Here is a 10,305-nt window from a genome sequence, read left to right as displayed (position 1 = left end):
ATCTTCGGCGTGGCCGCCAGCGCCACCGATGGGTCGTCCTGGCGCACCTTCGGCACGGTTATCGGCACCGTCGCCGGTGTGCTTCTGCAGGGGCTGGCATTCGCGCTGAAGATCGTGGCCTGGAACCTGTCGCTCATCGTCCGAGCCCTGGCGGTGGTGGTGCGCAGCGTGGTCTGGGTCGGCAAGGCCATCGTCGGGTCCCTGATCGGAGCGACCAAGTTCATCTACAAGTTCCTGTTGCCCGTGCGCATGATCGGCGAGGCCTTCATGGCCGCCGGGAAGATCGTCTATGCGGTCTGGCAGGTGCTGACCGGTGACATCTCCCTGCTGGACGGGCTCAAGGCCATCGGCGGTGCGGTCTACGATTTTCTTGCCACCCCGTTCCGCTGGGCGCGGGATGTGATGGTCGGTGTCTGGGATTTCATTTCCGGCATCTTTACCTCCATCGGACGCCTGGTGGCCGACGCCGCCGGACAGATCGGCCAGGCGATTCTGAATCTGCCGATCATCAGCACACTGCGGGAGCTGTTTGCCACCGTGCGCTCTTTCTTCGCCGGGGACACCACCTTCTTCGAGGCGGGCAAAAAGCTGCTGATCACCCTGGGCGAAGGGATCTGGTCGGCGGTGACCTATCCCGTCACCATGCTCAAGAACGCCCTGGGCAAGCTGCGCAATCTGCTGCCGTTCTCCGATGCCCGCGAGGGACCACTCGCCAGCCTGACCGCCTCCGGTTCCGCGCTGCTCAAGACCCTCGCCGACGGCATGAGCCTTACCCAGACGCTGCCCGCGAAAGTGTTCGGCTTCGCCGCTCGCGGAATTCTCTCGGCCGCTGCGGGAGCGTGGCAGCAGATCAAAACGGCGGGCGGCAACCTCATGGACGCCGCCTCAGCTCCCTTCCGCATGGCCGGAAAACTCTGGGATGGGTTGACCTCCGGGGCTCAAACCGTCGCGGCCAAGGCTGGTACCATTTTCGGCGGTCTCAAACAATCCCTGTTTGGCAACACGCCCGAACTGGCGCTCAAGCCGCCCCAGGTCAATACCTGGGACGCGCTGGCCACGGGAGCCGTCAATCTCCGCGACCGGATCGTTACCACGCTATCGGCCGTGCCCGGCGCTGTCGGTCGAATCTTTACCAACGCCGGTGCCGAGGGGCAAACCCTCTGGCAAAGGCTTTCCAGCGGCGCGAGCGCGGGCATTCAGGCGATCAAGGATAGAAGTACTGGGATCGCCAACGGTTTGCTCTCCTCCGCTCGCGCCATGCTGGGAGTCCAGACCCCGGTCCCGCAGGTGGCCGAGCAGAAACAACCGCTCAAGACCGCGCAGCCCGCCGAATCGATTGGGCAACGCATCATCGAAAGCGTGCTCAGTCTCGTTCCGCGTCTGGACGAACGCCTGGTGCCCAAGGCCCTGAGCGCCATGCTGATGCTCCAGCCAGTCATGGCCAAGGCCGCGCCACCCCCACAACCGATGAACGGCACCGTGCAGACCGTCGCGGCGGCCGTCGAGCCGGTAAGTAAGAGCTACATCCAGCCGTATGCGGTGGAACCGGCACCGGAAATCGGAAGTGCTTCTCTGGCTCCGGCCGGGATCGAGCGGCCCAAGACAACCGCGCCGACTCCGATAGCGAAGCCCCTGCAATCGGGACTCGCCGAGACGGTGCCTTCCGAGCGGTTGATCGCTCCGGCTCGCACCGCTCCCGCGACACCCATGCGCGGAGAGGAAGCCGGTCCGGGGCTGCGCGAACTGCTGGAATCGCTGCTCTCGCGCCTCAATGGCTTGGCCGACCGACCGGTGGAACTGAGCGTGACCACCAACATCGATGGCCGGAAGGTGGCCGAGGCCGTCTACAAGGACCTGCGGGAGCGGAAGATCAGAAACTACGAAACCCTGTGAGAGGACCGATGAAACGCATCTTTGTCTGCAGCCCGTTCGCGGGCGACATAACCCGAAACGTCAGGGTCGCCGAGGCGCTTTGCCGTCGGGTCATGAGACGCGGTCACGCGCCGTTCGCGCCGCACCTGTTGTATCCGACCTTTACCGATGACAGCGTTCCCGAGCAGCGGGAGACTGGCATCGCCTGCGGCCTGGCCTACATGGAATGTTGCGACGAGGTGTGGGCGTTCACCGGCAACGGCATTTCCAGCGGCATGCGGCTGGAACTCGACCGGGCCGGACAACTGGGCAAGCCGATCATCGAGATCGCCGAGGTGTAAGGAATGGCCTGGGATCAACAGCCCATCAAGGGATATCTGGTGGACGCCGACACGGGGGAGCGGCTCGAATTCCAGTACAACCCCAACTCCATCAGCGACGAGAAGTCGACCGACTACGCGACGATCAAGATCCCTGGCATGAGCCACCCGCGCTACCAGTACGTCGCCGGGGAGCCGCGCCGGATCGCCTTCAAGGTCGAGCTGTTCAAGGGGCCGGTGAAACAGAAGGTCGACTGGCTCCGCTCGCTGCAATATCCGGAGCACGCCGGAACCATGCTCAAGAACGCGCCGCACCGTGTGCTGCTGATTTTCGGCGATCTCTACCCGGGCGTGACCTGCATCGTCCGGCAGGTGAAGGCGCGTTTCTTCGGCCTGTTCGACCGGGACAACCTGCTGCCGCAACGCGCCGAGGTGGACATCGTCCTCGAGGAATATGTGGATCGTTCCATCAACTGGTCGGAGGTGCGCTCATGATCGGCCGTGATTCCCGCTACGCCCGCTGCGTTCTCTACCGGGACAGCGACGGCACCTCCCTCGGCATGCGCCAGCGCATCGACACTACTCCGAGATATGACGACCGCCTGCACACCGTGGTCGAGGGCGACCGTTTGGATCTGCTCGCTCACCGCTATCTGGGTGATGCCCGGCTCTGGTGGATCATCTGCGACTACAACGACCTCTTTTTCCCGTTGGCGCTCGAGCCGGGTCTGGCGCTGCGCATTCCCTCCCGCGAACACGTCCAGATGCGCCTGCTCGACTGAAGCGTCCGACACCTCGCCATGCCTTCCGGTAAGTAAGCAGGGAACTGCGAACCGCCGGAGAGACGCATGGATCTGGATACCTTCAAACCGACATTTCTGATTCAGATCGAGGGGCAAGACCTCTCGAAGGACATCACCCAGGAGATCACCTCGTTCGTCTTCACCGATAACGAGGAGGAGCTGGATGTTCTCGAGCTGTCGGTGACCGACCGCAACCTGCAGTTCGTCGACGATCCGCTGTTCCAGGAAGGCAATGAGATCGTGGCTCGCTTCGGCTACGTGGGTAACCTCTCTCCGCGCAAGAAGGCGGTCATCAAGGACATCGATTACGATTTTCCGGAAAACGGTGATCCGACCATCCGCATCAAGGCCTACGACAAGGGCTTCAAACTGGCGGGCAAGGAAAACCAGAAGGTCTGGCAGAAACCCGCTCCCGGCATCCTCTATTCGGAAATTGCCGAACAGGTCGCCGCCGCCAACGGCCTCACCCCGGTGGTCACGGCCACCAAGGGGACCCATCTCCGCGTCACCCAGAGCAACATCTCGGACGCCCAGTTCCTCAAGGAGCTGGCGGAAAAGGCCCGCGACCGCGATGGCGACGGCGTGAGCGGCTATGTCTTCTACATCCAGGACGACGAACTCCATTTCCATCCCCGCGAGCTCGACCAGACGCCGCTTCTGACCCTCGAATATTTCACCGACACCAAGGGCCTGCTGCGCTCGTTCCGCCCCAGCACCCAATCCCAGGGAGCCAAGGGCGCGGGTGTCGAGACCAAGACGGTCGGCGTCGACCCGCGCAAGAAGGACGTGGTCGAGCACAAGGCCAACAACGCCAGCGCGCCCGAGCGGACGGCCCTGGGCAAGCAGACTTATCTGGTCGACGGCAACACCGGCGAAGGCAGCTTCAAGGAACAGGAGACGGGGCAGATCGTGCCCAGCTTCGACCGTTCCGAAGGCTTTCACGAAGAGCCGCGCCAGGAGCCCGCCCAGGACAGCGCCGAAGGCAAGTTCCGCGAGGCCGAGCTGCGCCAGGTCGAGGCGGACGCCGCCACCATCGGCATTCCCCAGCTACGCGCCAAGAAGAACGTCGAGATCAAGGGCGTGGGCCGGAAGTTTTCCGGCATCTATTACTGCCACTCGGTGCGCCACAGCATCAGCGGCGCTGGCTATCTCTGCGAACTCAAACTCAAGAAGAACGCCCTCGGCAAGGGCGCGGGCGACAAGTCCGCCGAGTCCCAGGGCAAACCCAACGACAAGGAGGCCCCGCCCACGCCGCAAAACGAGCCGCCAGCCATGGTGACCATCGACGCGGATTCCGGCGCGGTCACACAAGGAGGCGGCAATGGGTGATCTCAGCAAGAATTTCAACCGTTCGGAATTCGCCTGCAAGGGCACGAACTGCTGCGGCCATTCGGCTGCGGTCCATCCCGACCTGGTCGACGCCCTGCAGACGCTGCGCGACCGCATCGGCAAACCGCTCTCCATCACCAGCGGCTTTCGCTGCAACCGGCACAACAAGGCGGTGGGCGGCGCGGAGCAGAGTTTCCACACGCTGGGCATGGCGGCCGACGTGAGCTGTCCCGCTGGCGTTTCGCCCGAGGAACTGGCGGTCATCGCCGAGGAGATTCCATTCTTCCGCGAGGGCGGCATCGGGGTCTACGCCTCCTGGGTCCATCTCGACGTGCGCCAGTCGGGCAAGGCGAGGTGGCGGTCATGAGCGCCGAAACCAAGACCCTGTTTTCCGGCACCGCGCTGGGTCTCTCCGGACCGCTTCGGGTGGAGATCCTGCCCAATGGAATGACCGCGAGGCTGACCCAGCCGTTCCGTGTCCGCACCGGTGCTGGCCGCATCATCGAAGTGCCCGCCGGGTTCGAGACCGACTTCGCCTCGGTGCCGCGCCTGTTCTGGCGCGTGGTGCCGCCCTGGGGCCGATATTCCCCGGCGGCCGTCGTTCACGACTACCTCTACCACACCGGTAAGGTCTCGCGGCTTGCGGCCGACCGCCTCTTTCTTGAACTGATGGCGGCCCTGGGCGTGCCTCTGTGGAAAAGGCAGGTCATGTATTGGGCGGTTCGCCTGGGCGGATGGCTGGCCTGGAACGCCAGTCGAAAGCGGGAGACGGAGCATGCTTGAAACCCGCGACCGTCAATCCGAGGAGCGCTTCCGCAACCGCTGGTACGGGAAGTACCGGGCCTTCGTGCGCGACAACAACGACCCCGAACGCCTCGGCCGGGTCCGTCTGGAAATCCCCGCCGTGCTCGGCAGCGGGCGGGAGAACTGGTCCGAATGGGCCGCGCCCTGTTTTCCCTACGGCGGCAACGACGACACCGGCATGTTCCTGGTCCCCGAGGAAGGGGCCTCGGTCTGGGCCGAGTTCGAGGGCGGCGTAGTCCAGTATCCGATCTGGACCGGGGTCTGGCTGGCCAAGAGCAATCCCGGCGAGCAACCCGAGGAATCCAAGCGCACCTGCGCGAATGCCTTCTGCCATGACTGTGAGGACAAGGTCGAGCATCAGGCCAACCGGCACGACGATCTCGAACACAAGAAGTACCACGGCCATCCGCCGTATTACTGTCCTCGCCTGAAGGTCCTGCTCAAGACCGAAACCGGCCACACCATTCTGGCCGATGACCGCGACGGCGACGAGCTGCTGCGGATCATCGACCGCACCGGACAGATCCTCACCATGGAAGGGAAGGTGAAGCCGGAGATGCAGAGCGGCAACGCCCTGCGGCGCGGCACGAAGGACGCCGAGAAAGGCGACCAGCTCGACATCGCCTCGCAGATCGTCGGCTCCCGCGCCCGCATCCAGCTCACCGACCTCTGCCGCCAGCAGGTGATCCTCGAAGCCTGGCAGGACAAGGAGAAGGTCCACATCCTTTCGTGCGACAAGGGCCGCTCCCGCTGGCAGAAGATCCTCATCGACACCACCAAGGGCCGGGAGAAGGTTCATATCTGGGGGCTCAACGGCACCCAGGAAATCCTCGTCGATTCCACCGCCGCCGCCGAGCAGATCCGGCTCACCGACAAGGCCGGTCAGGTGGTGCGCATGAACGCCGCGCCCGGCCAGGAGAGCATCAGCGCCACCGACAAGTCCGGCAGCCTCGTGTTCATGGATGGGGTGGCCGGAAACATCATCATTCGCTCAACGAACTCCGTCTTGATCAACACCTGAAGGAAGCATTGCATGGGAGAAAGAACAACAACGCCCTCCGGACTCTCGGCCAGCGAGGAATTGCTGGCCCGGACTTTCGATCATTGGCGGGAGGAATTCCGCAGCATCCTCGAAAACCATCGCCGGGAAATCCAGGACCGACTCGAGAAGATCGAGCGTGAAATCGAGAAGAAATCGGACAAGGAAAACGTCGAGGTACTGGTCCGCTCGATCTATTCCGATCTGCACCGGCACGCCGAGGAGATCGACCGGCTGCACGCCCGGGTCGGCTCCAAGATGGGGACCGAGACCATGTGGAAGATCGTCGGCCTGGTGTTGACCATCGGCAGCACCATTGGCGGACTCGTCGGCTTTCTGATCCATCTGTTGCTGAAGGTGAACCCATGAGCTCCCAGGCTCGACTTGGCGACATCAGCAGTCACGGCGGCGTCATCATCACCGGGGCAAGCCGAACGCTGGACAACGGCATGCCGGTGGCCCGCATGGGGGACCTGCACGTCTGTCCCATCCCGGGGCATGGTGTGACGCCCATCGTGACCGGCAGTTTCGACACCATCACCGAAGGATTGCCCAACGCCCGCATCGGCGACATCACCGCCTGCGGAGCCATCATCGTCACTGGCAGTCCCGACACCATCGACAACTGAGGGGGACGCGATGAACAATCTCGAACAGCCGCAGGAACCGCACTACTGGGATGTTTTCCCGAAACTGATCCGGGTCTCGCGATCCCCATTCGTTCAGCGCATTCCGCTCTCGATCCGTGGTCTGCCCGAAGCGCCGGTGTTCGAATCGTCCAATCCCGACGTGGCCAGTGTCGATGAAGACGGCATTGTCGAATGCGGCTTCGTACCCGGAGCGGCCATGATTCTGGTCTGGGATTCGCCCGAGCGGCTCAGCCTGCGGCACGTTCAGGTCGAGGTCTATGGCGGCGGCGTCTCCGCACCGGTGGAGGTACCTTCATGACGGATGCCCCGGCAGCCTTCAGCCACTGGGAGGTACAGCCTCGCTCCATCCGCCTCTCCGCTGGCGATTTCGAGCAACGGGTTCCGCTCTCCCTGCGCGGCGACGTGGACACCCCGGTCTTTGCCTCCAGCAACCCGGAAGTCGCGGAGATCGGGCCGGACGGTGTCATTCGCTGCGGCTGGACCATCGGCAACGCCGTGCTCATGGTCTGGCGATCCTCGGCCCGGGACAGTCTCCGCCATGTTCTGGTGGAGGTCCGCGATCCGTCCTGGTTCGCCGACCACCCGGACTTTGCCAGCGGAGCCACGGTCTTCCTCAGCGGCATGGTGGTCAACGCCCTCAATACCAGCGGTGTCGGCAACGCGCTGATCGAATTCCGCCGCTCGGAAACCGGCCCGGCGGCGTTCCAGACCTTTGCCAACGCCTATGGCGGGTTCGAGCTGTCCGTACCCGAGGGGTTCTATTACGTGGAGGTCACCGCGCCGGGATACATCGCCTGGCATGGCTGGGTGAATGCCGACCCCAACACCTCCGGCGACATCCAGATCGTTCTCTCGCCCGAGCTCGACGGCCAGGTCGCCCGCATCGTGTTGCAGTGGGGCCTGAATCCCCGGGATCTCGATTCCCATCTCACCGGGCCGACGCCATCGGGCGGTCGGTTTCATGTGTTCTATTCCCACACCATCGAAAACGAGGCGGCGGAATTGGACGTGGACGACACCAGTTCCTACGGGCCGGAGACCATCACCATCCATCGGCTCATTCCCGGCGTCTACCGCTACGCGGTCCACGACTACACCAACCGCAATGCCAATCCGAGCACCGGCCTGGCGCAGTCCGGAGCATCGGTGAAAGTGTTCCTGAACGATGGCCGTGAGCAGACCTTCACCGCTCCCAACGCCCCCGGCACGGTCTGGACCGTGTTCGAAATCGACGGCGCGACCGGAACAGTGACGCCGGTCAACGCCATGAGCTATCAATCCCAACCCGCCAATGTCGGCATGTAATGGAGGTTGTCATGATTTCCGAAGAACCCGCCGACTTGCAGGCCACCATCGAGCAGACCGATTCCGGCGAACAACAGTATGTGCTGCGGGTGCTCTGCGATCACCTGTCCGGCATCCGTGAAGAACTTTCCGGCATCCGCACGCTGCTAGAGGCCAGTCACGCCGCCTCGGAGGCGATGCGTGGCCAGGCCCAGGCTTATCTTGAGGCCCAGCAGGCCAGGACCCAGGAGTACCTGGAGCAGGTACAGATCGAGCCGGAGCCCGATTTTTATCCCTTTGTCGAACTGCCTGTGGGCACCGAACCCCGGGATCTGCCGGATGGCAACCGGCTCTTCACCTTGCCCGACGGCATGATCCTGCGGACCACGGACGACCAGCGCATCTGCGTTATCGACGGAGGAGAACAGCAGGTCATCACCCCCGGACCCGGCACGGCCACCGAGGTCGCCCCGGGACGCCTTTACACCCTGGTCGAGTCCTATCTGCGCTCGACCCAGGAGGCAGCCGGTATCAGCGGACTGCCTGCCGGGATCGAGCCGACCGCCATGGGCGCGGAACGCTTCGCGGTGGTTCTGCCCGAGGGCATCCGCCTCGACGTCGATCACCGGGAGCGTTTCATCACCCTGATCAACCCGGCCGGACCTATCGACATCATCGGCATCGGCCGCATCGAGGGCATCGGCGAAACCATTGCTGTCCGTCTGCTCTCCGGCGGAGCCAAGGGATTCCAGTGCGGCCAGTCCGGCCACGGTGGGTTGATCGAGGCGAACGGAACCATCCACTTGGGTCTGGAAATTGGTCTGGATCTGGTGGTCCGGTTCCTGGGAGAAACCATCGACGACGGCGCACCGGAAAATGGCTGCTCGGGACAGTGCGGCATCGACTGCGAGGAGCGTACCTGATGAGCTACGACTTTCTCGGCAAGGGATTGCGCTATCCGTTCCGGTTTCAGTCGGTATCCGGCGGCACTCAGATCTCGACCGCCACCTCACGTGAGCACGAGCATATCCGCGAAAGCATCCTGCAGATCCTCGGCACCCGGATCGGCGAACGGTTCATGAATCCGGAGTTCGGCTCCCGGCTGAAGGATCTGGTGTTCGAACAGAACGGCGAGGTGCTCAAGGGCCTGCTGCGCCATTACGTGATCGACGCCATCAAGCGCTGGGAAAAGCGGGTGATCATCACGGAGGTGCGCTTCGATGACCGGCCGCTGAATATCGACGGAAACCTGCTGCTGGTGCATATCGCCTACCGGGTGATCCAGAGCCAGGTGGACGGCAACCTGGTCTATCCCTTCTACAGAGAAGACCCGAACCATCCCGCGCCCAGCTATCCCCAGCCGGAGCCGGAGCCCGAGCCGGAACCGCCACCGGTGCGCAGCGTGCGCCTGTCGCCGGACGTGCGCTCGCTGTTCAATCTGCTCTGGTTCGACGCGGCCGAGATGAGCCCCGATCCGGACGATTCCTTCACCTGGCCAGCCGGGCAATACGAAGTCACCTACATCGAGGGAGCCTTTCAGGATCGCAACGGCAAGTGGATCGTCAGCCATCCGGGTGACAATCACGGCCATTATCTGGTCTTCGAGGGAGCGCCAGAAACCGAAGCGCCCCAGGCCGAGCACGCCCTCTATCTAGCCGCGAGCGGTCTGGGCTTCGACACCCAGAGCCAGGCGGAAGACAACGCCGCTGGCACCGTTCACCGGATCACCACGTTGGAGCCGGGCCGCATCGGTCTGTTCTATTTCGAGGGCAAGAAGGAATCCCACTACCTCAACAACACCGCCGGGCAGCCCAATCCCGTCTGGCAACTGCGCGGCCCACTCTGAGGCATCCCGCCTCCGACACATCCAGGTCCCTTCCGGTAAGTAACCGGCGTGGCGAGAGCATCAGGCGCTCTCGCATAACCGCCGAAAACCGGAGAGACCATGGGCCGCGCAAGCATCGGATACATCAACAAGGATTACGAATCGATCCGCCAGGAGCTGCTGGCGAAGATCCCGCAGCTCACCGACCGCTGGACCGATTTCAACCACTCCGATCTCGGCGTCGTCCTGCTCGATCTGTTCTGCGGCGTGGGCGACATGCTGGCCTACTACCTGGACGCCCAGGCGGCCGAGGCCTTTCTGCCCACGGCCCGCCAGCGCCAGAACGTCATCAACCTCTGCAAGCTCATCGGCTACCGGC

13 protein-coding genes and 2 pseudogenes are annotated in these 10,305 nt (G+C 63.7%); all 15 read left to right on the top strand.

From position 1 onward, the window contains the following. Positions 1–1,893, top strand: a pseudogene (locus G495_RS0114135) (phage tail tape measure protein); the annotation flags it as partial. 8 nt (positions 1,894–1,901) lie between these two features. Beyond that, complete coding sequence (locus G495_RS0114130; RefSeq protein ID WP_028588324.1) at positions 1,902–2,213, top strand: DUF7768 domain-containing protein; 312 nt, start codon at positions 1,902–1,904, stop codon at positions 2,211–2,213. 3 nt (positions 2,214–2,216) lie between these two features. Continuing rightward, the gene (locus G495_RS0114125) at positions 2,217–2,687 is read left to right on the top strand and encodes a CIS tube protein (RefSeq protein ID WP_011366981.1); all 471 of its coding nucleotides are present in this window, start codon (positions 2,217–2,219) and stop codon (positions 2,685–2,687) included. Further along, on the top strand, positions 2,684–2,974 hold the full coding sequence (locus tag G495_RS0114120; RefSeq protein ID WP_028588323.1) for a LysM peptidoglycan-binding domain-containing protein: 291 nt from the start codon (positions 2,684–2,686) through the stop codon (positions 2,972–2,974). Before G495_RS0114125 ends, G495_RS0114120 begins: the two co-directional genes overlap by 4 nt. 66 nt (positions 2,975–3,040) lie before the next feature. Beyond that, entirely contained in the window at positions 3,041–4,324 is a 1,284-nt protein-coding gene (locus G495_RS0114115) for a phage late control D family protein (protein ID WP_028588322.1), read from the top strand. Next, complete coding sequence (locus G495_RS0114110) at positions 4,317–4,691, top strand: YcbK family protein (RefSeq protein WP_028588321.1); 375 nt, start codon at positions 4,317–4,319, stop codon at positions 4,689–4,691. Before G495_RS0114115 ends, G495_RS0114110 begins: the two co-directional genes overlap by 8 nt. After that, positions 4,688–5,107, top strand: a complete 420-nt coding sequence (locus tag G495_RS0114105) for a DUF1353 domain-containing protein (RefSeq protein ID WP_028588320.1) — start codon at positions 4,688–4,690, stop codon at positions 5,105–5,107. Before G495_RS0114110 ends, G495_RS0114105 begins: the two co-directional genes overlap by 4 nt. Further along, positions 5,100–6,149 carry a phage baseplate assembly protein V gene (locus G495_RS0114100; protein WP_028588319.1) on the top strand — a complete coding sequence of 350 codons (1,050 nt, stop codon included), beginning with the start codon at positions 5,100–5,102 and terminating at the stop codon, positions 6,147–6,149. Before G495_RS0114105 ends, G495_RS0114100 begins: the two co-directional genes overlap by 8 nt. A gap of 12 nt (positions 6,150–6,161) precedes the next feature. Then, positions 6,162–6,536 (top strand): hypothetical protein, encoded by a 375-nt coding sequence (locus G495_RS0114095; protein WP_011700612.1) that lies wholly within the window; start codon positions 6,162–6,164, stop codon positions 6,534–6,536. Then, positions 6,533–6,796 carry a PAAR domain-containing protein gene (locus G495_RS0114090; protein WP_011366988.1) on the top strand — a complete coding sequence of 88 codons (264 nt, stop codon included), beginning with the start codon at positions 6,533–6,535 and terminating at the stop codon, positions 6,794–6,796. The genes G495_RS0114095 and G495_RS0114090 overlap by 4 nt, the downstream gene beginning before the upstream one ends. A gap of 10 nt (positions 6,797–6,806) precedes the next feature. Next, entirely contained in the window at positions 6,807–7,115 is a 309-nt protein-coding gene (locus G495_RS21335) for a hypothetical protein (RefSeq protein WP_084458310.1), read from the top strand. Beyond that, positions 7,112–8,122 (top strand): YfaP family protein, encoded by a 1,011-nt coding sequence (locus G495_RS0114085; protein WP_028588318.1) that lies wholly within the window; start codon positions 7,112–7,114, stop codon positions 8,120–8,122. The genes G495_RS21335 and G495_RS0114085 overlap by 4 nt, the downstream gene beginning before the upstream one ends. Before the next feature lie 11 nt (positions 8,123–8,133). Next, a complete protein-coding gene (locus tag G495_RS0114080; protein WP_028588317.1) occupies positions 8,134–9,024 on the top strand; it encodes a hypothetical protein in 891 nt (296 codons plus the stop codon). After that, positions 9,024–9,947, top strand: coding sequence for a GPW/gp25 family protein (locus G495_RS0114075; protein ID WP_028588316.1), 924 nt, complete (start codon positions 9,024–9,026; stop codon positions 9,945–9,947). Before G495_RS0114080 ends, G495_RS0114075 begins: the two co-directional genes overlap by 1 nt. A 99-nt stretch (positions 9,948–10,046) precedes the next feature. Next, positions 10,047–10,305: pseudogene (locus G495_RS19370) on the top strand (baseplate J/gp47 family protein); the annotation flags it as partial.

The organism is Desulfocurvus vexinensis DSM 17965 (genome assembly GCF_000519125.1).
Taxonomy (GTDB): domain Bacteria; phylum Desulfobacterota; class Desulfovibrionia; order Desulfovibrionales; family Desulfovibrionaceae; genus Desulfocurvus; species Desulfocurvus vexinensis.
The sequence above is the reverse complement of the archived record's forward strand: the minus strand, read 5'-3'. Positions and strand labels throughout refer to the sequence as shown.

What these genes read in the sequence shown, in the direction of transcription:
- G495_RS0114100 (WP_028588319.1), top strand. Translation starts at nt 5,100, where the DNA reads ATGCTTGAAACCCGCGACCGTCAATCCGAGGAGCGCTTCCGCAACCGC.
- G495_RS21335 (WP_084458310.1), top strand. Translation starts at nt 6,807, where the DNA reads ATGAACAATCTCGAACAGCCGCAGGAACCGCACTACTGGGATGTTTTC.
- G495_RS0114080 (WP_028588317.1), top strand. Translation starts at nt 8,134, where the DNA reads ATGATTTCCGAAGAACCCGCCGACTTGCAGGCCACCATCGAGCAGACC.
- G495_RS0114120 (WP_028588323.1), top strand. Translation starts at nt 2,684, where the DNA reads ATGATCGGCCGTGATTCCCGCTACGCCCGCTGCGTTCTCTACCGGGAC.
- G495_RS0114125 (WP_011366981.1), top strand. Translation starts at nt 2,217, where the DNA reads ATGGCCTGGGATCAACAGCCCATCAAGGGATATCTGGTGGACGCCGAC.
- G495_RS0114085 (WP_028588318.1), top strand. Translation starts at nt 7,112, where the DNA reads ATGACGGATGCCCCGGCAGCCTTCAGCCACTGGGAGGTACAGCCTCGC.
- G495_RS0114075 (WP_028588316.1), top strand. Translation starts at nt 9,024, where the DNA reads ATGAGCTACGACTTTCTCGGCAAGGGATTGCGCTATCCGTTCCGGTTT.
- G495_RS0114130 (WP_028588324.1), top strand. Translation starts at nt 1,902, where the DNA reads ATGAAACGCATCTTTGTCTGCAGCCCGTTCGCGGGCGACATAACCCGA.
- G495_RS0114095 (WP_011700612.1), top strand. Translation starts at nt 6,162, where the DNA reads ATGGGAGAAAGAACAACAACGCCCTCCGGACTCTCGGCCAGCGAGGAA.
- G495_RS0114090 (WP_011366988.1), top strand. Translation starts at nt 6,533, where the DNA reads ATGAGCTCCCAGGCTCGACTTGGCGACATCAGCAGTCACGGCGGCGTC.
- G495_RS0114115 (WP_028588322.1), top strand. Translation starts at nt 3,041, where the DNA reads ATGGATCTGGATACCTTCAAACCGACATTTCTGATTCAGATCGAGGGG.
- G495_RS0114110 (WP_028588321.1), top strand. Translation starts at nt 4,317, where the DNA reads ATGGGTGATCTCAGCAAGAATTTCAACCGTTCGGAATTCGCCTGCAAG.
- G495_RS0114105 (WP_028588320.1), top strand. Translation starts at nt 4,688, where the DNA reads ATGAGCGCCGAAACCAAGACCCTGTTTTCCGGCACCGCGCTGGGTCTC.